Below are 24,137 nucleotides of genomic sequence, written 5' to 3'. Positions count from 1 at the left end.
CTTATTTAGAATTCATACTCAGGAAGTTTCTCCAAAATATCTTCTACCATATCTTCTAAAGTGAATGATGGTTTCCAGTTCCAATCTTTTTGCGCTTGGCTATCATCAATGCTGTTAGGCCATGTATCAGCAATTTTTTGTCTATAATCCACTTTGTAAGAAATTTTGAAATCAGGATGCTGCTTTTTGATTACTTCATAAATATCTTTTGGAGTGAAACTAAGTGCTCCTAAATTATAACTAGATCTTACACTAATCTTTTCTGCAGGTGCTTGCATTAAATCAATAGTAGCTTTAATAGCATCAGGCATATACATCATGGGTAGATATGAATCCTCTCTCAAATAGCATTCAAAATCTTCTTTATTTAATGCTTTATGGAAAATATCGACAGCATAATCAGTAGTACCGCCACCTGGCAAAGATTTGTATCCTATTAATCCAGGATATCTTAAACTTCTAACATCAACACCATATTTTTCATTATAGTATGCACACCATCTTTCTCCAGCCAATTTACTGATTCCATAGACAGTGTTGGGATCCATTACACAATCCTGAGGAGTATTGTCAACAGGAGATTTTGGTCCAAAAACAGCAATTGAACTAGGCCAATAAACTTTTGATAGCTTTTTCTCTCTAGCTACTTCTAATACGTTAAGTAGGCTTTGCATATTGAGATCCCATGCAAAGATCGGGTTTTGCTCTCCCTTGGCAGATAATATTGCTGCTAACATATAGATCTCCGTAACCTTATACTGCTCTACTATTTTATTCAATTTTTCAGCATTCATAACATCCAATTGCTCAAAAGGCTCATTGGGAAGTGGTTCCTTTTTTGGATTTTGAATGTCGGTTGCAATAACATTAGTGCTTCCATAAATCGCCCTTAACTCAGCTGTTAATTCGGTGCCCAGCTGACCATTTGCTCCTATTACTAATATCGTATTCGTTTCCATTGATTAAATTTTGCACGAATTTCGTTATTTTATTTTGCTAAAAAAATAAATGGAATGAATTGGCATTTTTATGTGTTAAGTGGCAGTGATAGGAAGGCGTCTTATTTAGAAAAATAATAAATAAGCAGAACTACTTACATCTATTTTATTTCCTGTGACTTAAAAGTTATTTTTGCGTATTCATCTAGAATTATGAAAGAAAATTTCAAAGCAATAAGTTTATCATTCAAAAATGCCCCTATTGAAATTAGGGAACAAGTCTCTCTTAATGATGGGGCTATTGGTAGGTTATTGAACTATTTCAAAGAGTTTACTTCAGTTTCCGATGTTTTGGTGCTCTCGACTTGCAACAGAACAGAGGTATATTATTTCAATGAAGAGGAGCTTTCTGAAGATATCATAAAATTAATAGGGATTGAAAAAGGAATTAGTGATTTTGATTCATTTAAACCCTATTTTGAAATTATTAACGAGCATGAACCTGCAGTTGAACGTCTCTTTAGAGTTTCAATGGGCTTAGAAGCTCAAGTTGTAGGTGATATTCAAATTTCAAATCAAGTTAAAAGAGCTTATCAGCTTTCGGCTGATTTACAATTGGCTGGTCCTTTCTTGCATCGTTTGATGCATACTATTTTCTTCACTAATAAAAGAGTGGTACAAGAAACTCCATTTAGAGATGGGGCAGCATCAGTATCTTATGCAGCTACTGAATTAGTAAAAACCTTAACAGCGGATATTAAAAATCCAAGAGTTTTGGTCGTTGGTGTAGGTGAAATAGGAGAGGATGTTTGCCGGAATCTTGTAGGAGATACAAGACTTTCTGTTAAAATTACCAACAGAACAGAAGATAAGGCTAAGGTATTAGCAGCTGAATGTAATTTTGAAGTTCATCCTTATACCGAATTGTGGGACGGAGTTCAAGATGCAGATATAATTATCTCCTCAGTTGGGGCTTCAGAACCCATCTTTACGAAGGAAAAAGTTGATGCTTTAGATATTTTAAGTTTTAAGTATTTTATAGATTTATCTGTTCCTCGTTCAGTAAGTAACGAGGTAGAGGAAAACCCTGCAGCATTGGTTTACAATGTAGATAGTGTGAAAAGTAAAGCGGATGAAGCCTTAGAGAAACGAATTAAAGCTATTCCACAAGTAGAAGAAATCATTGAGGAATCAATGGATGAATTCAATGACTGGTCAAAAGAAATGGCAGTTTCTCCAACTATTAATAATCTGAAAAATGCATTAGAGCAGATACGACAAGAAGAACTTGCTCGTTATCTTAAAGATATTGAAAGCGAAGACTGTAAAATTGTAGATAAGGTGACTAAAAGCATGATGCAGAAAATACTTAAACTTCCAGTTTTACAACTGAAAGCCGCTTGCAAAAGAGGTGAAGAAGAAACCTTAATTGGTGTTTTGAACGATTTATTTAATCTTGAGAAAGATACTTTAAAAAAGTAAATCAATAATGCTTGTAGGATAAAAGCTTATCCTCTATTTTTGTCCAATAAATTATAAAGAGAAAAATATGTTTTACGATATACCGGTAACAGAAGGAGCCAACACATTTTTTTGGATATTAGTCACTTTAGTTGGCCTAGTAAATGCAATCGCATTTATTGATAAAAGAAATACTGATAAAGAGGAGTCAGAATCGTAATTTTTTCGATCTTGATAAGTTATAATAGTATGAAAAAGATATTTATAGTTTTCATACTTTTTTTATGTCTAATTTCTACAAAAGAAATTAAGGGCCAATCCTACTTGGGTGTAAAAGGAGGTGCTAATATTCCTTTTGTAAATTTCACTGATTTTACCAATAGACCTATTTCAACCAGATTTCCAACTGCTTATTTTGTAAGTCAAACTTTTGGGATTTCATACCGCTACATGCAAAATGATAAGATTGGGATTCAATTAGATTTAAACTATTCTACCAAAGGTTGGGGACAAAACACTCTGGATTCAACCAATACTTTCTATACTAATACTGTTATTACAGAAATAAATTATTTAGAAATGCCTTTCTATTTGCATTGGGAGGTGTTTGGTAAAGAAAAATTTAAATTCTTTGTAGATGCCGGAGTTTATGTGGCATGGGCATTAAATTCTTCCACTACAATTGAAAACGATCAGGATTTGGATCAGGTTCAAATTTATTATTCTCCAGATAGAGATAATAGAGGCGACTTTGGGATTAATGCTGGAGTAGGGTTTTCCTATGATTTTTCTCTATTTATTCTGCAATTGGACGGAAGTTTCAAATCTGGATTTGCAAATATTCTTCCTGTTAACCACTTTATTAGGGAGAACCCTACTACATCTACAAATCAAGTAACCGCCATTCAATTAAGCTTATTGTTTCCTCTTTCTAAAGAATCAAAATAGTAGAAAAAAATAATTCGAGTTTATTAGATTACAATAGGATTACGTATTTATTATTTGATATTCAATAATAAATAGTAGTTTTCTGTGTGATTTAATTATTGAACTTATAAACTTTCCTAATTTCATTTTTGTAAAACAATGCAACTGTTTTTACAGTGTAATACGTATAAGTTTTAAATAAATTTCATAGCCTGTCCATGCTAATCGGGAGGGTCTTAAAATTAAATTCAAATGAAAAGCTTCTTATTTTTACTTATCTATACTTTTTATTCAAGCTTTCTGCTAGCCCAAGATAAGCCAATTAAAATATTTTATAAAAAATCTGATGAAGGCTTTGTGTTCTATGCAAATAACAATGAATCAGTTCCTTATACGGTTAAGATTGATTTTCAGAAAATGGAAAATTTATCTTCTAGCTCAGGAGAGAAAAGTTTCATCAGAACTATTCCAGCAAATGCCGCGAGTCAAGAGGTTTTGAAGTTGAAAAAAAATGAGGAAACTAAGGGTACTTCCTTTGACTTCAATTTTCTTTATAATATAGGTGATCCATCACTTACAATTGATGAAGATTATCCATATCTATTGCCCTATAAGCATGGGAAAAGGGTCAGAATAGGGCAAGGGAATAATGGCTCAGGGACACATAGAGGGGTAAATGCCATCGACTTTAATTTAGAAATTGGAGACAGTATCTATGCTGCAAGAAATGGCTTAGTGATAGAAGTTAGTGAAGATTCTAATGTGGGAGGCAATGACCCGAAATTTGAAAAATATGGTAATTTTATTAAAGTTTATCATGACGATGGGACGGTTGGAAGCTATGTTCATTTGCAAAAAAATGGGAGTTTAGTTGAAAAAGGAGATAAAATTGAAAAAGGGCAATTCATTGGCCTCAGTGGTAATACTGGTTGGAGCTCTGGGCCTCACCTTCATTTTATGGTTGCTAAAAATCAGAATTTTAAAAATATTACTTTGCCAATAAAGTTTTTAAATTATAAAGAGGAATTATTTATACCTAGAGAATCGAATAGCTATTATGCATACCATCCTGAAAAACCTGATTTTGAAGTTCAGGATAGCTTTCAGGAATCACAGTTTGAAGCTGAAATGAAGCCTTCCGACTTAAATAATAAAATTAAATTTGATACAGAGAATTATGGGGACTACGTGTTAATTTATGTTAATAACGGAATGAATACAGAAATGAGAGGTATTTTAAAATTGGAATTGAAAAATCTCATTAGTACTAAAAAATTACCCTATAAATTTACCGTTCCAGCTAAAACAAAAATGTATTTATTGGCATTAAGCCCTGACAATAGTGCTGATTCTTTTGGTTATCAACTTTCTGGAGAATTTAATTAGATTCTTATTTCAATTGTCAACTCAATCCTCTTCACAACGTATGTAGCAACATGGAAAAAGCAAAATTATTATACTTCTACGATCCTTTATGCGGATGGTGTTTTGGATTCAGTCCAGTGATTAAAAAATTGGAAAAGGAATTTCAAGAGCAAGTAGCTTTTGAAGCCATCAGCGGTGGAATGGTGCTTGGAGATAGAGTGAAGCCATTAAGCGAAATGAAAGAGTATCTAAAGGAAGCTATGCCTCGTTTAGAAGAAATGACAGGTGTGAAGTTTGGGAAACCTTATTTGGATATTTTGGAGGAAGGAAGCTTAATGCTTAATTCTGAATTGCCTTGTATCGCTATGACGGTTTATAAATCTATGACCAATAAATCTAGCATTGAGTTTGCCTCAGCTTTGCAATCAACTTTATATGAACAGGGTATAAATCTTAATGAAGTTGAAAATTACAGAACACTTATAGAAAGTTTTGATTTACCTTGGGAGGTTTTCAAAAGTAAATTGGAAGATCCTGCTTACAAAGAAAAAACATATCAAGAATTTCAAATTGGTCAACAGATGGGGATTGGAGGTTTCCCCTCTGTGGTCTTAAGCATTGGCAATCAAGGTTATCTAATTGCAAGAGGCTATAGATCAGAGTCAGAAATGAAAGCTGTAATTGAAGAAATTTTAAGCAAAGAAACGGCAGATTCAAAATAATTTACTTAATCAATAATCTAATGGGATGAGTTCATAAAAACCGAATTCATCCCTTTTTTTATTTAAAATTTACTGCTCCATTAAATTCAATTCTGAAAAGCACTTCATCAATTCGCCTAATTGCTTACCTTTGCCCAAAATTTGAATTAAGATTTTATCATGCATAGGACACATCATTGCGGAGAATTAAGAATAGAAAATAAAGGTGAAAAAGTAATATTGAGCGGTTGGGTACAGCGTGTACGTAACAAAGGCGGTTTATTATGGATAGATTTGCGTGACCGCTATGGAATTACACAGCTTTTATGTGAAGAAGGCAAAACAAACGAAGATATTCTTAAGACTGCCCGAAAAGTAGGTAGAGAATTTGTTCTACAGGCAAAAGGCGAGGTGCTGGAACGCTTCTCCAAAAATGATAAAATGGCTACTGGAGAAATAGAAATATCTCTTGAGGAGTTAAAAATCCTAAATGCTGCTAAAACTCCTCCTTTCACTATAGAAGATGATACTGATGGTGGAGAAGAATTAAGAATGCAATACCGTTATTTGGACTTAAGAAGACCTGCAGTACGGGAAAAGCTTAAGCTGCGTCACCAATTAATGCAAGCCACCCGTAGATTTATGGATAGCGCAGGATTCTTAGAAGTAGAAACACCTGTTTTAATAAAATCTACTCCTGAGGGAGCACGTGATTTTGTAGTTCCTTCCCGTGTGCATGAAGGTGAATTTTATGCTTTGCCACAATCACCGCAGACTTTCAAGCAATTGTTGATGGTCTCTGGTTTCGATAAATATTTTCAGATTGTGAAATGTTTCAGAGATGAGGATTTACGTGCTGACCGTCAGCCAGAATTTACTCAAATTGACTGTGAAATGTCATTTGTGGAGCAAGAAGACATTTTGAACACTTTCGAGGAAATGGTAAAATATCTTTTCAAAGAAGTGAAAGGTGTTGAAATTGATGATTTTGAAAGAATGACATACGATCAGGCTATGAAACTTTATGGTTCTGATAAGCCTGATATTAGATTTGGAATGCCTTTCGTAGAATTAAATGAACATGCGCAAGGCAAAGGGTTTAATGTATTTGATCAAGCGGAGTTAGTGGTAGGAATAAATGTTCCTGGTGCAGCAGAATATACTCGTAAGCAATTGGATGCTTTAACCGAATATGTGAAGCGTCCACAAATTGGAGCGAAAGGATTGGTTTATGTGAAATGCAATGAAGATGGAAGCTTCAAATCTTCTGTAGATAAATTTTACAGCCAAGAAGATCTTAACGCTTGGGCAGAAGCTGCTGAAGCAAAAGCCGGGGATTTACTCTTAGTACTTAGTGGTGATATTGATCACACTAGAAGAGCAATGAATGAATTACGTTTGAAAATGGGTACTGAATTAGGCTTGAGAGATAGAAATGTTTTCAAACCACTTTGGGTATTAGATTTCCCTCTTTTGGAATGGGATGAAGAAACGAAGAGATTTCATGCCATGCACCATCCGTTTACCAGTCCTAAGCCAGAGGATATGGAATTCATTGAATCTGATCCAGGAAGAATCAGAGCAAATGCATACGATATGGTGATCAATGGAGTTGAAATTGGAGGAGGAAGTATCAGGATTCATGATAAGTCTTTACAGCAAAAAATGTTCAAGGCTTTAGGCTTTACAGAAGAGGAAGCTCAAAAGCAGTTTGGGTTCTTGATGGAAGCCTTTGAATACGGTGCACCACCACACGGAGGGATAGCCTTTGGATTTGATAGATTATGCGCCATGTTTGGTGGTTCTGATTCAATCAGAGATTATATCGCATTTCCTAAAAACAATGCTGGAAGAGATGTAATGATTGATTCACCAGCCACAATTTCTCCAGAACAATTGAAAGAACTGCACTTAAGTATAAAATAATATTCATATATTGTTTAACAGTTTAATTCAAACTGTCTAGTGAACTGATTTTTTTAGTCAGTTCACTTATTGATTTTAAGTTTTTGAATTACATTTAAATTGATTGAACATACCTACATTGAGTTTATGGGATTGGAGCTAGCTGATCCCTTAACTTTCATCAGTGATATTTTGATGGCAGCTTTTTGTGCCTATTTTGGACATAAGCTTTTTTATGAATTCAATTCCAAATACGCAAAATTAACTGCTTTCTTTTTCTTGTTTCTAGGGTTTTCAGCCTTTCTAGGTGGAACCGCTCATTTACTGGATCTTTATTTAGGTAAAAATCCACATCTAATTGCTTGGACAATGCAAGGTGTTTCAATTTTATTCTTCCAGTTGGCTAGTTTAAGATTAATAGATTCGGCTAAAATTAAAGTCTTTTTAAAAGGATTGATATTTGCTTTTTTTGGAATATTTCTTTTTCAGGTTTTTACTGTTCAGCATTTTGATGTAGTGAAGATGAATTCTATTGTTGGCTTAATAGGTTTTGTATCTATAATTCATCTTTTACAATATTTTCAAGAACGAGATATTGCTTATCTTAGAATCCCATTAGCTATTGCTTTATTTGCAGTCCCCGCCATGATTCATGGGTTTAATATTTATTTAAATAAATGGATTGATCAAAATGTAATTAGCCATTTACTTTTGTTGCCTTGCTATTATTTACTTTATAGTACCTTAAAACAAGTAGCAATAATTAAAACGAAAACTCAGCCAATACCGCAATCAGTGCCCCTAGAAGAGAGATAAATAATTTCTTGAAATTAAAGCTATGATCTGGGCTACTTTCAAAAAAGATAGTAGTGGAAATATGTAAAAAGTTTCCTGAAACAATAGCAAAGAGTATAAGGAAGACTCTATCTGAGAATATTTCAGCATCGTGTAAAAGATGACTAAGACCTAAACCTGCAGGACTTGCCAAACTGAAAATGACTAATATTAAAACAGTCTTCCATTTCGTTTTTAAATGACAAATCAAAACTGACATTAGCGCAAATGCAGCTGGCATTTTGTGCATTAATATTCCAAAGAATACGGAGTTAGTGCTGTCGTGCGAATGTATTGTGTCAGGATGAGCCAATAACGTGCCTTCTAAAAAAGCATGAATTGATAAGGCAATTAACAATCCCAGCCATTTATTTTGCCCATGATGATGATGACCCTCAATATTATGCAAATGACCATGCTCTACGCCTTCGGAAAAATATTCTAAAATTACTTGAACGAAAAAACCTGCAAGGACATATAAACTGATATAAGCAACATTTTCACCTTGCGAAAATATTTCTGGTAAAATATGAATTACAGTAACTGAAAACAGATAAGCTCCTGCAAATACTAGTGCCAATTTGAAAAATGAATTATTCACTTTTGGAATAAAAAACACTAGGTAGCCAGCCCCAAAAGTGAGTAAAAACAATATTATAGTATTACTAATCATAATTTCTTCACAATAAATATCATGCGTTCGGAAGACTCGGGTTCATATTCATTTAGTTCGTAATCGCCAAAGGTTTGCAAAAGCATAAAGTTAGCATTACGAAAAAATTCCAAAAAGGATAATCTTCTAACAGCTTTTACTCTTTCTTCAAATTCATATTCTTTACCATCAGCATTAAATTTGATTTCTTTAATGATATTTTCTCCATCAAAATGTCTTTTCAGGTGAAATTCAATGCCGTCAATAGTTTTGACTTCTTCTTTCACCAGATTATGAATTACCCTGTATGGATTCAGAAAATCTAAGGTAAATACGCCCCCATTTTTAAGTGAATCTGAAATCGAACTAATGCATTTTTGGTTTTCTTCCTCCGATTTGAAAAAACCAAAACTAGTAAACAGGTTGAAAGCGTAATCGAAATAATTTTCCTTTAGGCTTTTGCGCATATCATGAATATGGAATTGCAATTTTTCATTATCATGTACTTTTGCCAATGCAATATTTCTTTCTGAAAGATCGATTCCTTCTACTTCAAAACCTTTTTTGTTCAAAAAAATAGAATGTCTTCCACTACCACAAGCAACATCCAATAATTTTGCCTCTTTTGGGATTTTTAAATGATTCAGTAAATTGGTAAGGAAGAATTTAGCTTCTTTATCGTCTCTATTTTTATATAGAATGTGATAATAGGGAGAACCAAACCATTCATTGAAGCCTTCTTTTTTCTCTTGAACCATTATTCTAGTATGATATTTTCCCCTATATTTTCAGTATTGAATTGCTTTAGAACACCATTTTCATCTTCATAAATGAAAAAGGCTTTCAGATGATTTTGTGTAGTCAGAATTTCCTTTGCTTTTTCCAATCCAGTAACCATAAAAGCAGTGGACCATGCATCTGCTTCCATACATGTTGGTGCAACTACTGTTGAGCTAATAATGTCTCTTTGAATCGGGTAGCCTGTTTTTGGATTGATGCTATGTCCATATTTCTCACCTTCATGTACGAAAAATTTCCTGTAATTTCCTGATGTGGAAATGGCTTCATTATCTAATTTTATAATGGCAACTCTTGAAGCTTGTTGACCACTTTCTATTTTAGGATCATCAATACCTATCGCCCATAAATCTTCATTCTCATTCTTTCCCTTCACTCTCAATTCCCCTCCTAATTCTACCATCATGTTCTCAATTCCTTGAGCTTCTAAGAATTCAAAAACGACATCAATAGAATAGCCTTGTGCTATAGCGTTAAAGTCTAGAGATACTTTTTCTTTTTCTTTTACAACTCGCTGCTTATTGAAATTAATGTGTTCGAAACCCACATATTCTTTTATTTCTTCTATTCGGCTGCTATCTGGGAAGTCCACTTTTTCTGGACCAAATCCCCAAGCTTCTATCAATGGATAAACAGTTGGGTCAAAAGCTCCTTCTGAAGCTTCATAGATTTCTTTCGATTTTTCTAGAACAGGATAAAAAAAGGGAGATTCAAATTTGAAGCTATCTGATTTGTTAAATCTTACAATCTCAGAGCTCTTCACATAAGTGGATAAACTTAAGTCAAATTGATGCAGAATTGAATCCACTGCAGCTTTGAAATTTCTGTTTTCTACATCTGAATAGGTGATGTTGTAGGTAGTGCCTTGTGCTTCTCCTGAAATAAAAATATAAGGCAATTTTTCAGTTTCAGGCTTTTGGCTATCCCTATAAAACCAAACAATTGCCACTACTGCAATTAATATCAATGAATAGATTGAATTTTTCTTCCTATTGTTCATGTTAATTCATGTTAATATAATTTGAAGCGAAATTACGTTAAATGCAATTGAATTGCGAATAGGAGAGAAGATTTTTAAAAATGATCGAACATTAAAAAAGCCACCTATTAGGTGGCTTCAAATATTAAATAGTTTGGAAATGTTTGTTTAACACATCACGGTACTTAGAACTAAAATTTCTGTAGCACCATTCCTTCAATAAATTCAGCTCATGTTCAACTAACAGAGCAATAGCTTTTGTCAACTCCTTTTCAAATAAACGTCTGTCGAAACTTACTTTTGAAAGAATTGATTTTGCATAATCTAACATAGCTATTATGGTTTGAGTTGTAGATATTACTTTAAAGAACTTAGTTTTCTGGTTTCTTGAAAGTAGTAAAAATTTATTAAAATCGAAAATTAAACACTAATTTTAACGTTCGAATATTCAAAGTATTTGAATCAAAATACGATAAATATGAAGTTTAGGTTAGACTATTTTTTAATTATATTTTCAATAATGATTTTTGGTAGTTTTGGGCTGATGGCACAAGACATTTCTATTGAGCTAGGACCAGATAGAATTGCTTTAAATGAGGCTTTTACTATCACTGTAAAGGTTGAGGGAGAGACTTTAAAATCTTATGATAAGTTTCCTGAGATCTCTGGTTTAGTGAAAAGAGGTACTTCAAGTAGTTCGTCTACTAATATCTTTAATGGGCAGGTAACAAGAAGTCAAAGTATTACGCAAACCTATGTTCCAGAAAAGGAAGGTACTATCAATATACCAGCCTTCAATATTAATGTGAATGGAAAAGTCATAAGCTCTCCTGGAAAAAATGTAGAAGTAGGTCCAGCAAAGCAACAAAGCCGAAATAGGAGATACGACCCTTTCGGAAGTGATCCATTTGAGGATTTCTTCGGAAGAAGAGATGAACCAGATGAATTTGTTAATTTGAAAGAGGATGCATTTTTTGCTTTAACCACTGATAAAGATGAGATATATGTTGGGGAGGGAGTCAATACTACTTTAGCATTTTATGTTTCAAATGAGAATAGAGCACCGCTTCAGTTTCATGACTTAACAAATCAACTGACTGAAATTTTACGTAAAGTCAGACCAAATAATGTTTGGGAAGAGAATTTTAATATTGAAAACATCACAGCGGAGCCTGTCAATATTGGTGGAAAACGATATAGTGTTTATAAAATATTTCAGGCCACCTTTTTTCCTTTAGGTGAGCAGGATATAGTGTTTCCGAAAGTTGGATTGGAAATGATCAAATATCAGGTGGCTAAAAGCAGAAGTTTTTTTGGGCAGAATAGGAAAGAAACGTTCAAAACTTTCTATTCCAAACCCAAAACAGTTAAAGTAAAGCCATTGCCTGAGCATCCATTAAAAGACCAAGTCTCGGTTGGGAATTATGAGTTGTCTGAAAATATTAATTCTACTGAATTGAATACAGGAGAAAGTTTTCAATATGAATTTGATGTTAGAGGGAAAGGGAATATTTCAGGAATAACGGAACCTCAAGTGATTGATAAAAAGGAATTAGAAATCTATTCGCCTGATGTAAGTGAAAACATAACCAGAAGTGGAGTTTCAGTAAGAGGTTCAAAAGCATTTCGATACTATATGATTCCTAAAGAACCAGGAGAATACGATTTATCGGAATATTTTCAGTTCATATTTTTTAATACTTCAACCAATAAATATGATACTTTAAAATCTAATTACAATATAAAAGTGATTGGTGAAAGCATGGCTAACGTAAATATCGAGCAAGCTTCGTCTGATGGGTTGTTCTATGATAGAATTGATGAGGTGTCCAATCAGTTACAATCACATCAAACCACAGAAATCTGGAAATGGGTGTTTAACATATTTCTTATAGTGGCTTTTTCACTTTCCTTGTTCATCTTACTTAAAAAGTCCTAAATTGCGCATCAATTTTTGTATAAATGAGCAATAGTTTCGGAAAAATCTTCAAAATCACGACTTATGGGGAGTCCCATGGGGTAGGTATAGGTGTTGTAATAGACGGTTGTCCTGCCGGTGTAAGGGTAGATGAAGCATTTTTGCAATCTGAAATGCAACGCAGAAAGCCAGGGCAATCCAAGATTACCACTCAGAGAAAAGAAGAAGATGAGGTAGAAATTTTATCGGGAATCTTTGAAGGAGTAACAACTGGAACTCCAATCGCTTTGGGAATTAGAAATACTAATCAAAAGAGTAAAGATTATTCTCATATTAAAGATAGTTACAGGCCATCTCATGCAGACTATACCTACCAAGAAAAATATGGTATTCGTGATTATAGAGGAGGAGGAAGAAGTTCTGCAAGGGAAACAGCAGCTAGAGTGGCTGCTGGAGCCATTGCTAAAATGTATCTGAAGCAAGCAGGTATTAATGTTCAGGCCTATGTTTCTCAAGTTGGAAGTTTAAAACTTGAAAAATCATATCTAGAAATGGATTTGGACAAAGCAGAGGAAAATATTGTGCGTTGTCCGGATCCTGAAATGGCTGAAAAAATGATTCAACATATTGATGAGACCAGAAAAAATAGAGATACTATTGGTGGAATTGTCAGTTGTGTTGTAAAAGGAACTCCAGTAGGATTAGGAGAGCCCGTATTTGATAAATTACATGCAGTTTTAGGACAAGCAATGCTGAGCATAAATGCTGTAAAAGGATTTGAATACGGAAGTGGTTTTGAAGGTGTGAAAATGTATGGATCAGAACATAATGATCCTTTTGAAACGGAAGAAGGAAAAGTGAAAACAACCAGTAATCATTCAGGTGGTGTGCAAGGCGGGATTTCAAATGGGCAAGATATTTACTTTAATGTAGCTTTTAAGCCTATTGCCACTATTATGAATGATCAAGAGAGTATTGATAAAGATGGAAATAAAGTAACAGTAAAAGGCAAAGGAAGACATGACCCATGTGTGGTGCCAAGAGCGGTACCTATTGTGGAAGCAATGGCTGCTTTAACGATTGCTGATTTTATGTTGAGGGCTAAAACGAATAAAATTTGATGAAGAAATTACCATTACACATTAAAATAATTATTGGTCTGGTTTTAGGGATTGTCTGGGCTTTTATTTCTAGCTATTTAGGCTGGAATCAATTTACAATTGATTGGATTGATCCTTTCGGTACCATATTCATAAGAGTATTGAAAGCAATTGCCGTTCCATTGGTTTTACTTTCTATTATTAGTGGTGTTTCCAGTTTAACTGATATTAACAAACTAGGAAAGCTGGGCTTAAAAACACTTGTATTCTATTTAATGTCTACAGTGCTGGCAGTCGGTATTGGTCTAACATTAGTCAATTTAGTGCAACCAGGCAAGTTCGTTAATGAAGATCAAAGAGTTAAAAATAGAATTAAATATGAACTATGGGTAAGTGAAAACCCTGATGTTCCTCAACCGAAAGACGGTCGCTCATTTTTAAAGGAGCAGAAATATCAGGATTTGGTCAATTCCACCATGAATGAAGGCGCAATGGATTCATTGAGAACTGTTGCTGAAGCTTCCAATGAGAAAGTTGATCAATTATCTCAATCGGCAGAAGAAACCAGTAACCAAGGACCGCTCAAGTTTTTCGTTGATATGGTGCCAGAAAATGTATTCGGAGCCTTTAGCAGTAATGCCAATATGCTTCAAGTGATCTTTTTTGCTTTATTCTTTGGGATATGTTTAGCTATGTTGCCGAATGATAAGGTAGGAGGTGTAATAAGTTTTGTAAATGGGGCGAATGAGGTGATACTTAAAATGGTGGACATCATTATGAAAGCAGCACCAGTTTTTGTTTTTGCTCTATTAGCAGGAGTTATTGCTAAAATGGCGGATACACCTGCTCAAGTATGGCAAATTTTCAAGGGATTGGGTAGCTACTCTATTACCTTATTAGTAGGGTTGTTATTTATGATATTTGTATTATATCCGTTAATAGTCTCACTTTTTATCAAAAAATTAACCTATAGAGAATTCTTAAAGAGGATAAGCCCTGCTCAGTTTTTGGCATTTTCTACTTCCAGTAGTGCTGCTACTTTACCGGTAACTATGGAGTGTGTTGAAGAAAATATGGGTGCCTCCAAGAAAATAAGTAGTTTTGTATTGCCTATTGGAGCAACTGTTAATATGGATGGGACAAGTATGTACCAAGCAATAGCAGTGGTTTTCTTAGCTCAATTGCACATGGTGGATTTAACTTTAGGACAACAATTGACTATCGTTTTAACTGCTACTTTAGCCTCTATTGGTTCTGCTGCCGTGCCAAGTGCCGGTTTAGTGATGATGATTATCGTTTTGAATTCAGTAGGCTTAAATCCTGCATGGGTAGCTATTATTTTTCCTGTAGATAGAATTTTGGATATGTTTAGAACTGTGGTGAACGTTACAGGCGATGCTACTGTTTCTACATTAATTGCTAAGTCAGAAGGCGAACTTAATGTTCCTGATGACGTTCCAGCAAATAAATAAATTGAAAATAACTTAATTAAAAAAGATGAGTACGCAGACACAACAACCTGTTACCATTTACATGGAAGCCAATCCGAATCCGAATTCATTGAAATTCGCTACCAACCAAATGTTGGTGCCTGAAGGTGATTCTTTTGATTTTCCATCTATAGAAGATACCGCTCAAGCGCCCTTAGCAGAAATCCTTTTCAAAAAGGAATATGTAGATAGAGTTTTTTATATGAGCAATTTCGTTACGGTTACCAAAAAACCGGAATACGAATGGGTAGAAATCCAAAATGATGTAAAGGATACCATTAAAGAATTTCTGGAATCTGGTAAGCGAGTGATCGAATTGCAAGCAAAAGACTTATTTGAAGAGACCAATACAAGCGAAAATGCTGAATTGGAAGAGCAAATCAAGAATATTTTAGATGAATATATCAAACCTGCTGTTGAGCAAGATGGTGGAGCAATTTCTTTCCATTCATATGAAAAGGATACTCAAAGAGTAAATCTTCTATTGCAGGGAGCTTGCAGCGGATGCCCTTCTTCTACTATTACATTAAAGGCAGGAATCGAAAATCTTTTGAAAAGAATGTTGCCTAACGATGTAAAAGAAGTACAGGCAGAAGGCGTATAAAATTATAATCAAAAATATTAAGCAGTCAGTTGATAATCATTTCACTGACTGCTTTTTTTAAGCCTCATCCTTAGTCCTTCCCTAAAAGAGAAGGAAATATGTTTTTAACTAACATCTATTTATCCATTTAACTAGCACAAAATGAATAATATCAGACCTTTTCATGTAGCTTTTCCTGTCACAGATTTAAATGCAACCCGTCAATTTTTTGAAGAAGTTTTGAATTGTAAAATCGGGCGTACTTCTGAAAGATGGATTGATTTTGATTTGTATGGTCACCAAATTACAGCGCATTTAACAGATGAAGCTATACAAGAGCCAGCAGCTAATCCTGTAGATGGTCATTCAGTTCCTATTAAGCATTTTGGAGTGATTCTGGAATGGCAACAATGGCATGATTTAGCGGATAGATTGAAGGAAGCTAAAACAGATTTTGTTATCGAGCCTTATATCCGTTTTAAAGGAGAGCCAGGCGAACAAGCTACTATGTTTTTCTTGGACCCAAGCGGAAATGCTTTGGAATTCAAATCTTTCAAAAAAGACGAAGATATCTTTGCCTCTTAATCAGTCTTTTATTTAAAAGGATTCATTCAAACCGATTGCCTTCGCTTTTAGTTAAATAGAGCCTATTAGGCAATTACATGAGAGGGATTGATATTCAGTACCAAATAATAAATGTTTGCGAAATTAATTATTAGATTCCATATAATAATACTATTACTTTCTGGCAATGGAGCTAAAGGAACTATATCGATTAGTAAGAAGAGGAGAGGGAGATAGGCTCGAGTTCAAGAGGAAAGCTGCTCACCCTGAAAAGATAGTGCGAGAATTTGTAGCTTTTGCCAATACAAAAGGTGGTGATGTTTTAATAGGTGTAGATGACAACGGCAATATTCCGGGAGTGAAATATGCTGAGGAAGAAATATACGTATTGAATAAGGCATTAGCAAAACTATGCAAGCCACGATTGAAATACGAATACAACATCATTCCATTAGATGAAGATGAAAGCAGAGCAGTTGTACATTACGAGGTACCTGAGAGCAAGAAAAAACCTCATTATGCATTGCCCGATGAAGAAACTGATTGGGGAAAAGCTTATGTTCGTTTAGCCGATAAGAGCATACAAGCCAGCAAGGAAGTTCGAAATGTTATTAAGTTCTCCCAAAGGAAAAATGGGAGAGTGCTTCAGATTCAGGAAAAAGAGAAAGTCTTACTGGAATATTTAGGCGAGCATGAATCCATTACATTGACTAAATTTCAGGAAATCTCAAAATTGAATCGTTATAAGGCTTCTTTGATTTTAGTGAATTTAGTGGTTTCTAATATTTTAAGAATCAATCCTTCAGATAAGGAAGACACTTTTAGCATGGCGCCTATTATTAATTTATAGCTTAACAGCCAAGCCAACTCTTAACGCAAACCCACTACTAACCGCAAAATAATCAGCCATGGTTTCTAATCGCCAGTTATTACTCAGGCCTATTGCATAACCCATTCCTAAAGCTAAATCAGAATTGTCTTTCAATATGCCTCTCATTCTCAGAAAAACAGGATTGATAGGATAGAATCTGAAGCCTGCAGAACCACCTAAATCTTTTTCAATAAATTCTAATCCGCCAGTAAGGGCAAATCGATTGGCCATGAAATATTGTCCTTCCACTCCAAATCTATATTTTGGGATGTTTTCAAAGAAAGGTGTACTTAATACATCTATACCTGCAGCCAGTCGCCATTGTGCTTTTGATTCAGAAATAGCAAATAATGAAACAAGACTGAAAAGTAAGATTAATTTTTTCATAACAATTTGATTTAAACCAGTTGCAAAATTAACTCAAACATGATATTTAATGTTATCTAAAGATTAAATTTTGAGTCTACTGAAACTGGAAGTAAATAGAAACGCTATTCGTAACCAATTCATTGATCGGGCTGCTATAGCTATTTTGCCTATCAAATAATGCATTAGTCAATCCTCTGGAAAAGCGGATTTCAGGAGAGAATTTGAATAATTCGTAATAGATGTCAACCCCAAAGCCTATTTCTAAAGCTAAATTAAAGGTATTAATTAATAGAACATCTTCATTAATATCCGATGGTCTTTTGCCACTTACTTCAAAAGACGGTTTGGCGCCACCAATCATATAGGCTCTGAAATTTTGCCTTCTTTGAGACTTATATTTTAGCAAAAGCGGTAATTCAGCATAAAAAGCTTCCTTTTTTCCTTGATAAGTAATTTGTTCTGCTTGGTCGTAAGTATTGTAATTTAAGGTGTATTGATAAAGCCCAACACCTGGCATTGTTCTGAAGTCTAAATATTGCGCAATTCTTAGGTTAAAAATAAAACCCACAGTAAAACCAGGAGAACTTTGAGGGATTACAGAGTGTAAAGAGTCAAATTCATTGGTGAGGAAAGCTTCATTATATCTAACTTTAAGATTGGCTGTATGTCCACCCAAATAAAAGCCATAATGAATTAATTGTTCATCATAATTGGGTAAGTTTTCTTTTTCATAATGCTGTGCCGAAACTTGAAAACTGAATAATATCCCTAATAAGAATAAAACTATTTTATTCCCGTGTAAATTGAGCTTATACCTAATGTTAGCGGTTTGCATACTGTATCTTTGAAGCCTAATTTATCCAAAATTGAGGTGAAATCTTTCCCGTCTGGAAATGACCTAACCGATTCTGGTAGATAAGTATAGGCTGCATTATCTTTTGAAATTGTTTTGCCTAAAGTAGGTAAGATATTTTTAAAATAGAAATTAAAGAGTTGTTTAAATGGAAAGCTTTTAGGTTTGGAAAATTCCAAAACTACTACTTTCCCACCTGGTCTTAAGACTCTGAACATTTCTGCTAAACCTTTTTCAAGATTTTCAAAATTTCTTACTCCAAATGCAACGATGATTGCATCAAATTTATTATCCTCAAAAGGAAGGTTTTCAGAATCACCTAAAGTTAGCGATATTTTATCATCCAGCTTTCTCTTCTTTAATTTTTCCCTACCTACATTGAGCATGCCTTCAGAAATATCAACACCTGTCACATGATCTGGATTTAGTTTTAATGCTTCAATAGCAAAATCACCTGTTCCAGTTGCAATGTCCAAAATTTGCTTAGGTTGAATTTCTTTCAACAGTTTAATAGCCTTCTTTCTCCATCGGATATCTATTCCTAAGCTTAGTAAATGATTAAGGAAATCATATTTATGGCTAATGTTGTTGAACATATCTGCCACTTGTTGCTTTTTGCCTGACTCCTTGTCTTTGTAGGGTAATACTGTCATCTGAAATTGGATTTGCTATTTATATAGGGCTAACAGCGTGTATTAAAGAAATGTTTGTTTCGGATAAAAATAAAACTGCTATGCATCAAAAATCCAGCATAGCAGTCTTATTTCAATGATGTTTATATTAAATAATTAACATAGCATCCCCATATGAAAGGAATCTATATTTATGCTTTATCGCTTCTTGATATGCTTTCATTACGTTGTCATATCCTCCAAATGCAGCAGCCATCATCAATAAAGTAGATTCTGGCATGTGGAAATTTGTCAATAATGCATTGCAAATTTTAAATTCGTAAGGAGGGAAAATGAAACGATCAGTCCAGCCTTCATTTTCTTTCAAATGATTGTTAGCTGTAACGGAAGATTCCATAGAACGCATAGCAGTTGTACCCACAGCACAAACTCTTTTCTTGCTGTCCAAAGATTCATTAACCAATTCAGCAGTTTTCTTCGGAACTTTAAAGTTTTCCGAATCCATTTTGTGCTTGGTTAAATCTTCAACATCAACCGGACGGAAAGTGCCTAAACCGATATGTAAAGTAATCGGACTGGTTTTGATGCCTTTCAACTCCATTCTTTTTAATACTTGTCTTGTGAAGTGCATTCCTGCAGTTGGTGCTGCAACAGCTCCTACTTCTTCAGCATAAATAGTCTGGAATCTTTCTCTGTCAGATTCTTCTACTGGTCTTTTGATATACTTTGGAAGAGGAGTTTCTCCTAAAGAATCTACTAATTTGTAGAAATCTTGATCATCACCATCATATAAGAATTTGATGGTTCTACCTCTTGAAGTCGTGTTGTCAATAACTTCCGCTACTAATTCACCATCTCCAAAATATAATTTGTTCCCAACACGAATTTTACGAGCAGGATCAACCAACACATCCCACAAATGCATCTCTTTATTAAGCTCTCTCAAAAGAAAGACCTCAATTTGAGCACCTGTTTTTTCTTTGTTCCCATAAAGACGCGCAGGAAAAACTTTGGTGTTATTGGTCACTAGAATGTCACCTTCATCAAAGTAATCTACAATGTCTTTAAAAGTTTTGTGTTCAATTTCTCCGGTATCTTTGTGCAAAACCATTAGTTTTGCTAAATCTCTGTCTTCTGCCGGATGTTGCGCCACTAATTTAAGTGGTAATTCGAATTTGAATTCTGATAATTTCATACTTAATATTACGGTATTAAGTGGTTAGACTTAAAATTTTAAGAGGGCAAAGTTAATAATAGTTTTTGTAATCTTGTAGCTTTATATTTTTATATTTACATATGATTTACTTTCATCTACTTCTGGAGAGTTTTCGCTTCGCTTTAAGCGCCTTGCGAGCCAATTTGTTAAGAACCATTCTCTCGCTTTTGGGCGTAACAGTTGGTATTTTTTCTATCATCACTGTATTTACTTTGGTAGATTCGTTGGAAAAGAATATTAAGGATAGTTTAGATTTTTTAGGTGATGATGTAATTCGAGTTGAAAAATTTCCATGGATTTTTGGAGAAAGTTACCCTTGGTGGAAATATGTAAATCGCCCTAAAGCAGAATATAGTGAATATCAATTCCTTAAAAATAATTCTAAAGAAGCAAGTGCAATAACTATTTTTGCTGAAAGATATGGTGTTACCGTAAAGCATGAGAGTAACAGTTTGAGTGGAGCCATAGTTTCAGGTGTTGCATATCAACACAAAGATATTTTTGAAATCCCTGTTGAAACAGGGCGCTATTTTGGATTACAAGAAATAGAAAAGGGTGCAAGCGTTTCTATTATTGGGGCTGAAGTAGCCAAAACTTTGTTTCCTTTTTCAAATCCGATTGGAAAAGAAATTAAATTAAGAGGTCTGAAATTCAGAGTTATAGCGGTAATGGAAAAGCAAGGAGCAAGCTTGACTAATGCTCCTAGTGCCGATGATTTTTGCTACGTCCCATACAATACTTTCTTTAAAATGTATTCTGGACAAGGAAACTGGGGGGTAGAATCTAAAATTGCCCTCAAAGGTTATCCTGATGATGAAGGCTTGAAAAATTTAGAGGGTGAAGTAACGGGTTTATTACGACAGAAAAGAGGGTTGCGTCCTCGGGAGGATACTAATTTCGCAATTAACAGACCTGAAGCTTTCGCAGATTTCCTAGATTCTATATTTAGTGTAATTTCAATAGCCGGATGGGTAATCGGAAGTTTTTCTATTTTAGTAGGGGGTTTTGGGATTGCTAATATCATGTTTGTTTCTGTTAAAGAAAGAACTAATATAATTGGTATTCAAAAATCATTAGGGGCCAAGAATTTCTTTATTCTTTTTCAGTTTTTATTCGAAGCGGTATTTCTATCTCTTTTAGGAGGCTTGTTTGGTATTTTTCTGGTGTATCTTTTAAGTTTTATTTCGTTGGGAAGTTTAGATCTTACGCTTTCTTTTGGCAATGTTATAATAGGTATTGTCGTTTCAGCAATAGTGGGAACTTTGTCAGGAATTGTTCCAGCTGGCATGGCAGCTAAATTAGATCCTGTAATTGCTATTCGTGCTTAATTTTTTAATTGATTTAAAATAATATACTTAATGATTAAATCTATCGGTTTAATATTTTTGATGGTTTTTCTAGTGCAAGAACCTGTTTTGAAAAAACAAAAACTTACTGATTATCTTAGCATGGAAGTTTCTACGGAGCTTCAGCAGATGACGCAACAAGAACTTTCAGCAAAGTTTTTAGGTGCTAGAATTCCAGATGTAGCCATGACTGATGAGCAATCAGCTGTTGAATTCACTATTACTGCCTCACCAACCTTTTGGCAAGATGGAGATGTATCGCTTTTAAAGGAATTTTATGACTCTAGTATTCCTCCCTTGTTTAAAGAGATAGATTTTTCTCAAAAAGAATTGGTTGAATTAAATGGAAAAGAATTTGCTGCCTATCAGTTTGATGGTAAGCCAGATGTTGAGGGTAATCGGTCTGCAGAACAACGTTTTACCTATCTACTATATACAATTCATAAAAATGGTTTGGTAACTATCAGTTTTTCATGCCCACCTTATTTGAAATCCAAATGGCAACCAATTGCTCAAAAAATGTTCAAAACCACTAAATTTCGGTAAACATAAAATGGAACTCACCGTTAATTCTGACGAGCACTTTATGCGGGAAGCACTTCGTCAAGCTGAAATAGCCTATGAAGAAGGAGAAATTCCAGTGGGTGCTGTTGTTGTTTGTCAGAAAAAAATCATTGCAAAAGCCTACAATCAAACTGAAAAGTTGAATGATGTAACCGCTCATGCAGAAATGTTGGCGATTACTTCAGCTGCCAATCATTTGGGCGGTAAATACTTAACGGATTGTACGCTTTATGTTAGTTTGGAACCCTGCGGAATGTGTGCAGGTGCTTTAAACTGGTCACAAATTGATCAGATAGTTTTTGCATTAGCCGATGAAAAGAGAGGATTTACAAAAATAAATCCAAATATGATTCATCCAAAAACGAAAGTTAAAAGTGGATTGATGGCAACGGAAAGTAAAAAATTGATAGATGATTTTTTTGCTAAAATGAGAAATAAAAAGAATTGAATTTTTAATTAATGTTTAACCTATAATTTATAAATATTATGGCTTTTGAATTACCAGCATTACCATATGCAAAAGATGCTTTAGAACCACATATAGATGCAAAAACTATGGAAATTCACCATGGAAAGCATCACAACGGATATGTTACTAAATTAAATGGCGCTGTTGAAGGAACAGATATGGAGGGCAAGTCTTTAGAAGAGTTGCTTAAAAATAATAGTGATAACAAAGCAGTTAGAAATAACGGAGGCGGTCATTATAACCACTCATTATTTTGGACTGTAATGAGCCCAGATGGAGGCGGTGAGCCTTCAGGAGCTTTAGCTGACGCAATAAATGCAGCTTATGGTTCTTTTGATAAATTTAAAGAAGAGTTTTCGAATGCTGCCGCTACACGTTTCGGTTCAGGATGGGCATGGTTATGTGTTCATTCAGGCGGGAAAGTAGAAGTTTGTTCTTCTGCAAACCAAGATAACCCGATCATGCCAGGTGTAGGATGTGGAGGAACTCCAATTTTAGGGCTTGATGTTTGGGAACACGCTTATTATCTAAACTATCAAAACAGACGTCCGGATTACATTTCTGCATTTTTTAATGTAATTAATTGGGATGAAGTATCTAAAAGATATGAAGCAGGGAAATAATCCTTAAATAAATTATTAATGAAGAGGCTGTAGATTATTAATTTACAGCCTCTTTTTTTTAGAAAAATCTTCTTCCCAATCCTTGTCTGTCAAACAACGCGAAGTCTAGAGATACCATTAGGGAATGAGTACCAAAGCCGATCAGAGCAGTGTTGTTGAGTGGCATTTCAAATGCATAGCCTAGTTTTAGCGTTTCCCCTACTTTCATTTGTGTGTTCAATCCTACAGTTCCAAAATTCCGTAGAGAAGTGCCCAGCCAGATAATCTCATTCAATAAAACTGAAGCATTTAGATCAAGTGCATAATTGTCTTGGTCAATGTACATTAACATCATAGAAGGCTTAAACTTGATGGAAAAAAGTTGGTCAAAAACATAACCAGCGCTTAGGTAATAGTGCCTTCTATATCGGGTGCTTTCTGTGCCTCCATCATTTACCTTGATATCAAACATTCTGGGGACTGATAATCCGATGTAGTAATCCTTGCTCATATACCAGAATCCTACTCCAAAGTTCTCTTTGGTTACATTTTGCTCTGGATTTAAGAGTGCCACATCATCTACATATTGTAAAGTGAGTCGGTCGTAATTATAATTATAGTTGACAATCCCGGCCTGTAAACCCATGGAGAACACATGACCAAGCGAAGTAGCAATTTTATAGGAATAGGCTAGATTGAATTCCGTATTATTATTGATGCCGTAAGTGTCATAGATAATATTAGCCCCAAGCCCCACTTTATTTTTAAAGGCAGAGGAGGTTACATTTAAGGTGTTGGTAGTAGGTGCCCCATCAATTCCCAGCCATTGTGTTCTACTAATGGCCGTAGCATTGAAAATATCATTCACGCCAGTGTAGGCAGGATTGATCATCGCCTGATTAAAAAAGTATTGGTTGTAGAGGGGGTCAAGTTGCGCCTTAAGACCAAGCGGAGCAAGGGCTACAAAAAACAATACTATTTTATAAATCTTTTTCATCTC

Annotated in this window: 27 protein-coding genes; 17 read left to right on the top strand and 10 right to left on the bottom strand. The window is 34.6% G+C overall.

Features of this window, described 5'->3' with window-relative positions:
- Positions 1-5: 5 nt before the first annotated feature.
- Positions 6-959 carry an NAD-dependent epimerase/dehydratase family protein gene (locus QYS49_RS00375; RefSeq protein WP_308349642.1) on the bottom strand — a complete coding sequence of 318 codons (954 nt, stop codon included), beginning with the start codon at positions 957-959 and terminating at the stop codon, positions 6-8.
- A 192-nt stretch (positions 960-1,151) separates the two neighbouring features.
- On the opposite strand from QYS49_RS00375, the gene hemA reads away from it, so the two are divergent.
- From hemA to QYS49_RS00340, 7 genes are all read left to right on the top strand, one after another.
- Positions 1,152-2,420, top strand: a complete 1,269-nt coding sequence (hemA, locus tag QYS49_RS00370) for a glutamyl-tRNA reductase (RefSeq protein ID WP_308349641.1) — start codon at positions 1,152-1,154, stop codon at positions 2,418-2,420.
- A gap of 67 nt (positions 2,421-2,487) precedes the next feature.
- Positions 2,488-2,619, top strand: a complete 132-nt coding sequence (locus tag QYS49_RS00365; RefSeq protein ID WP_013455077.1) for a hypothetical protein — start codon at positions 2,488-2,490, stop codon at positions 2,617-2,619.
- A 29-nt stretch (positions 2,620-2,648) separates the two neighbouring features.
- On the top strand, positions 2,649-3,347 hold the full coding sequence (locus QYS49_RS00360) for a porin family protein (protein WP_308349640.1): 699 nt from the start codon (positions 2,649-2,651) through the stop codon (positions 3,345-3,347).
- A gap of 231 nt (positions 3,348-3,578) precedes the next feature.
- Complete coding sequence (locus QYS49_RS00355) at positions 3,579-4,712, top strand: M23 family metallopeptidase (protein WP_308349639.1); 1,134 nt, start codon at positions 3,579-3,581, stop codon at positions 4,710-4,712.
- A 50-nt stretch (positions 4,713-4,762) separates the two neighbouring features.
- Entirely contained in the window at positions 4,763-5,413 is a 651-nt protein-coding gene (locus tag QYS49_RS00350; RefSeq protein WP_308349638.1) for a DsbA family protein, read from the top strand.
- Between the two features lie 159 nt (positions 5,414-5,572).
- A complete protein-coding gene (gene aspS, locus QYS49_RS00345) occupies positions 5,573-7,318 on the top strand; it encodes an aspartate--tRNA ligase (protein ID WP_308349637.1) in 1,746 nt (581 codons plus the stop codon).
- Between the two features lie 99 nt (positions 7,319-7,417).
- Positions 7,418-8,113, top strand: coding sequence for a DUF6962 family protein (locus QYS49_RS00340; RefSeq protein WP_308349636.1), 696 nt, complete (start codon positions 7,418-7,420; stop codon positions 8,111-8,113).
- Here QYS49_RS00340 and QYS49_RS00335 read toward each other — a convergent pair.
- From QYS49_RS00335 to QYS49_RS00320, 4 genes are all read right to left on the bottom strand, one after another.
- A complete protein-coding gene (locus QYS49_RS00335) occupies positions 8,061-8,804 on the bottom strand; it encodes a ZIP family metal transporter (RefSeq protein WP_308349635.1) in 744 nt (247 codons plus the stop codon). The genes QYS49_RS00340 and QYS49_RS00335 overlap by 53 nt on opposite strands.
- Entirely contained in the window at positions 8,801-9,541 is a 741-nt protein-coding gene (locus tag QYS49_RS00330; protein ID WP_308349634.1) for a class I SAM-dependent methyltransferase, read from the bottom strand. The genes QYS49_RS00335 and QYS49_RS00330 overlap by 4 nt, the downstream gene beginning before the upstream one ends.
- Positions 9,541-10,581 (bottom strand): FAD:protein FMN transferase, encoded by a 1,041-nt coding sequence (locus QYS49_RS00325; RefSeq protein ID WP_308349633.1) that lies wholly within the window; start codon positions 10,579-10,581, stop codon positions 9,541-9,543. Before QYS49_RS00325 ends, QYS49_RS00330 begins: the two co-directional genes overlap by 1 nt.
- Before the next feature lie 124 nt (positions 10,582-10,705).
- Positions 10,706-10,891 (bottom strand): hypothetical protein, encoded by a 186-nt coding sequence (locus QYS49_RS00320; RefSeq protein WP_308349632.1) that lies wholly within the window; start codon positions 10,889-10,891, stop codon positions 10,706-10,708.
- A gap of 147 nt (positions 10,892-11,038) precedes the next feature.
- Here QYS49_RS00320 and QYS49_RS00315 point away from each other — a divergent pair, with 147 nt between their 5' ends.
- The 6 genes from QYS49_RS00315 to QYS49_RS00290 all read left to right on the top strand — a co-directional run bounded on the left by QYS49_RS00315 (position 11,039) and on the right by QYS49_RS00290 (position 17,065).
- On the top strand, positions 11,039-12,499 hold the full coding sequence (locus QYS49_RS00315; protein WP_308349631.1) for a BatD family protein: 1,461 nt from the start codon (positions 11,039-11,041) through the stop codon (positions 12,497-12,499).
- Between the two features lie 23 nt (positions 12,500-12,522).
- Positions 12,523-13,599, top strand: a complete 1,077-nt coding sequence (gene aroC, locus QYS49_RS00310; protein ID WP_308349630.1) for a chorismate synthase — start codon at positions 12,523-12,525, stop codon at positions 13,597-13,599.
- Positions 13,599-15,050 (top strand): dicarboxylate/amino acid:cation symporter, encoded by a 1,452-nt coding sequence (locus tag QYS49_RS00305; protein WP_308349629.1) that lies wholly within the window; start codon positions 13,599-13,601, stop codon positions 15,048-15,050. Before aroC ends, QYS49_RS00305 begins: the two co-directional genes overlap by 1 nt.
- Before the next feature lie 25 nt (positions 15,051-15,075).
- Entirely contained in the window at positions 15,076-15,672 is a 597-nt protein-coding gene (locus QYS49_RS00300; protein ID WP_308349628.1) for a NifU family protein, read from the top strand.
- A gap of 141 nt (positions 15,673-15,813) precedes the next feature.
- Complete coding sequence (locus tag QYS49_RS00295; protein ID WP_308349627.1) at positions 15,814-16,236, top strand: VOC family protein; 423 nt, start codon at positions 15,814-15,816, stop codon at positions 16,234-16,236.
- A gap of 166 nt (positions 16,237-16,402) precedes the next feature.
- Positions 16,403-17,065, top strand: a complete 663-nt coding sequence (locus QYS49_RS00290) for an AlbA family DNA-binding domain-containing protein (RefSeq protein WP_308349626.1) — start codon at positions 16,403-16,405, stop codon at positions 17,063-17,065.
- On the opposite strand, the gene QYS49_RS00285 is transcribed toward QYS49_RS00290, so the two are convergent.
- The 4 genes from QYS49_RS00285 to queA all read right to left on the bottom strand — a co-directional run bounded on the left by QYS49_RS00285 (position 17,060) and on the right by queA (position 20,135).
- The gene (locus tag QYS49_RS00285; RefSeq protein WP_308349625.1) at positions 17,060-17,473 is read right to left on the bottom strand and encodes a hypothetical protein; all 414 of its coding nucleotides are present in this window, start codon (positions 17,471-17,473) and stop codon (positions 17,060-17,062) included. The genes QYS49_RS00290 and QYS49_RS00285 overlap by 6 nt on opposite strands.
- A 76-nt stretch (positions 17,474-17,549) precedes the next feature.
- Positions 17,550-18,290 carry a type IX secretion/gliding motility protein PorT/SprT gene (gene porT / locus QYS49_RS00280; RefSeq protein ID WP_308349624.1) on the bottom strand — a complete coding sequence of 247 codons (741 nt, stop codon included), beginning with the start codon at positions 18,288-18,290 and terminating at the stop codon, positions 17,550-17,552.
- Entirely contained in the window at positions 18,239-18,961 is a 723-nt protein-coding gene (gene ubiE / locus QYS49_RS00275) for a bifunctional demethylmenaquinone methyltransferase/2-methoxy-6-polyprenyl-1,4-benzoquinol methylase UbiE (protein ID WP_308349623.1), read from the bottom strand. Before ubiE ends, porT begins: the two co-directional genes overlap by 52 nt.
- A gap of 127 nt (positions 18,962-19,088) precedes the next feature.
- Positions 19,089-20,135 carry a tRNA preQ1(34) S-adenosylmethionine ribosyltransferase-isomerase QueA gene (queA, locus tag QYS49_RS00270; protein WP_308349622.1) on the bottom strand — a complete coding sequence of 349 codons (1,047 nt, stop codon included), beginning with the start codon at positions 20,133-20,135 and terminating at the stop codon, positions 19,089-19,091.
- Between the two features lie 101 nt (positions 20,136-20,236).
- Here queA and QYS49_RS00265 point away from each other — a divergent pair, with 101 nt between their 5' ends.
- The 4 genes from QYS49_RS00265 to QYS49_RS00250 are packed head-to-tail and all read left to right on the top strand — an operon-like array spanning position 20,237 to position 23,158.
- On the top strand, positions 20,237-21,484 hold the full coding sequence (locus QYS49_RS00265) for an ABC transporter permease (protein WP_308349621.1): 1,248 nt from the start codon (positions 20,237-20,239) through the stop codon (positions 21,482-21,484).
- A gap of 30 nt (positions 21,485-21,514) precedes the next feature.
- Complete coding sequence (locus QYS49_RS00260) at positions 21,515-22,048, top strand: hypothetical protein (protein WP_308349620.1); 534 nt, start codon at positions 21,515-21,517, stop codon at positions 22,046-22,048.
- A 7-nt stretch (positions 22,049-22,055) separates the two neighbouring features.
- Positions 22,056-22,514, top strand: a complete 459-nt coding sequence (locus QYS49_RS00255; RefSeq protein WP_308349619.1) for a nucleoside deaminase — start codon at positions 22,056-22,058, stop codon at positions 22,512-22,514.
- 38 nt (positions 22,515-22,552) lie between these two features.
- Positions 22,553-23,158, top strand: a complete 606-nt coding sequence (locus tag QYS49_RS00250) for a superoxide dismutase (RefSeq protein WP_308349618.1) — start codon at positions 22,553-22,555, stop codon at positions 23,156-23,158.
- 58 nt (positions 23,159-23,216) lie between these two features.
- Here the strand turns inward: QYS49_RS00250 and QYS49_RS00245 are convergent, their stop codons facing one another.
- Entirely contained in the window at positions 23,217-24,134 is a 918-nt protein-coding gene (locus QYS49_RS00245; RefSeq protein ID WP_308349617.1) for a PorP/SprF family type IX secretion system membrane protein, read from the bottom strand.
- Positions 24,135-24,137: the final 3 nt, after the last annotated feature.

Source organism: Marivirga salinae, from assembly GCF_030503855.1.
Lineage (GTDB): Bacteria > Bacteroidota > Bacteroidia > Cytophagales > Cyclobacteriaceae > Marivirga > Marivirga salinarum.
Note: the sequence above shows the minus strand (reverse complement) of the source record. Positions and strands in the feature narration are given on the sequence as shown.

Coding starts and splice junctions, on each gene's coding strand:
- QYS49_RS00245 (WP_308349617.1), bottom strand. CDS start 24,134: ATGAAAAAGATTTATAAAATAGTATTGTTTTTTGTAGCCCTTGCTCCG.
- QYS49_RS00295 (WP_308349627.1), top strand. CDS start 15,814: ATGAATAATATCAGACCTTTTCATGTAGCTTTTCCTGTCACAGATTTA.
- hemA (WP_308349641.1), top strand. CDS start 1,152: ATGAAAGAAAATTTCAAAGCAATAAGTTTATCATTCAAAAATGCCCCT.
- QYS49_RS00355 (WP_308349639.1), top strand. CDS start 3,579: ATGAAAAGCTTCTTATTTTTACTTATCTATACTTTTTATTCAAGCTTT.
- QYS49_RS00365 (WP_013455077.1), top strand. CDS start 2,488: ATGTTTTACGATATACCGGTAACAGAAGGAGCCAACACATTTTTTTGG.
- QYS49_RS00315 (WP_308349631.1), top strand. CDS start 11,039: ATGAAGTTTAGGTTAGACTATTTTTTAATTATATTTTCAATAATGATT.
- QYS49_RS00325 (WP_308349633.1), bottom strand. CDS start 10,581: ATGAACAATAGGAAGAAAAATTCAATCTATTCATTGATATTAATTGCA.
- QYS49_RS00330 (WP_308349634.1), bottom strand. CDS start 9,541: ATGGTTCAAGAGAAAAAAGAAGGCTTCAATGAATGGTTTGGTTCTCCC.
- QYS49_RS00300 (WP_308349628.1), top strand. CDS start 15,076: ATGAGTACGCAGACACAACAACCTGTTACCATTTACATGGAAGCCAAT.
- QYS49_RS00375 (WP_308349642.1), bottom strand. CDS start 959: ATGGAAACGAATACGATATTAGTAATAGGAGCAAATGGTCAGCTGGGC.
- aroC (WP_308349630.1), top strand. CDS start 12,523: ATGAGCAATAGTTTCGGAAAAATCTTCAAAATCACGACTTATGGGGAG.
- QYS49_RS00360 (WP_308349640.1), top strand. CDS start 2,649: ATGAAAAAGATATTTATAGTTTTCATACTTTTTTTATGTCTAATTTCT.
- QYS49_RS00255 (WP_308349619.1), top strand. CDS start 22,056: ATGGAACTCACCGTTAATTCTGACGAGCACTTTATGCGGGAAGCACTT.
- QYS49_RS00290 (WP_308349626.1), top strand. CDS start 16,403: ATGGAGCTAAAGGAACTATATCGATTAGTAAGAAGAGGAGAGGGAGAT.
- QYS49_RS00265 (WP_308349621.1), top strand. CDS start 20,237: ATGATTTACTTTCATCTACTTCTGGAGAGTTTTCGCTTCGCTTTAAGC.
- QYS49_RS00335 (WP_308349635.1), bottom strand. CDS start 8,804: ATGATTAGTAATACTATAATATTGTTTTTACTCACTTTTGGGGCTGGC.
- porT (WP_308349624.1), bottom strand. CDS start 18,290: ATGCAAACCGCTAACATTAGGTATAAGCTCAATTTACACGGGAATAAA.
- QYS49_RS00305 (WP_308349629.1), top strand. CDS start 13,599: ATGAAGAAATTACCATTACACATTAAAATAATTATTGGTCTGGTTTTA.
- QYS49_RS00260 (WP_308349620.1), top strand. CDS start 21,515: ATGATTAAATCTATCGGTTTAATATTTTTGATGGTTTTTCTAGTGCAA.
- QYS49_RS00250 (WP_308349618.1), top strand. CDS start 22,553: ATGGCTTTTGAATTACCAGCATTACCATATGCAAAAGATGCTTTAGAA.
- aspS (WP_308349637.1), top strand. CDS start 5,573: ATGCATAGGACACATCATTGCGGAGAATTAAGAATAGAAAATAAAGGT.
- ubiE (WP_308349623.1), bottom strand. CDS start 18,961: ATGACAGTATTACCCTACAAAGACAAGGAGTCAGGCAAAAAGCAACAA.
- queA (WP_308349622.1), bottom strand. CDS start 20,135: ATGAAATTATCAGAATTCAAATTCGAATTACCACTTAAATTAGTGGCG.
- QYS49_RS00350 (WP_308349638.1), top strand. CDS start 4,763: ATGGAAAAAGCAAAATTATTATACTTCTACGATCCTTTATGCGGATGG.
- QYS49_RS00285 (WP_308349625.1), bottom strand. CDS start 17,473: ATGAAAAAATTAATCTTACTTTTCAGTCTTGTTTCATTATTTGCTATT.
- QYS49_RS00320 (WP_308349632.1), bottom strand. CDS start 10,891: ATGTTAGATTATGCAAAATCAATTCTTTCAAAAGTAAGTTTCGACAGA.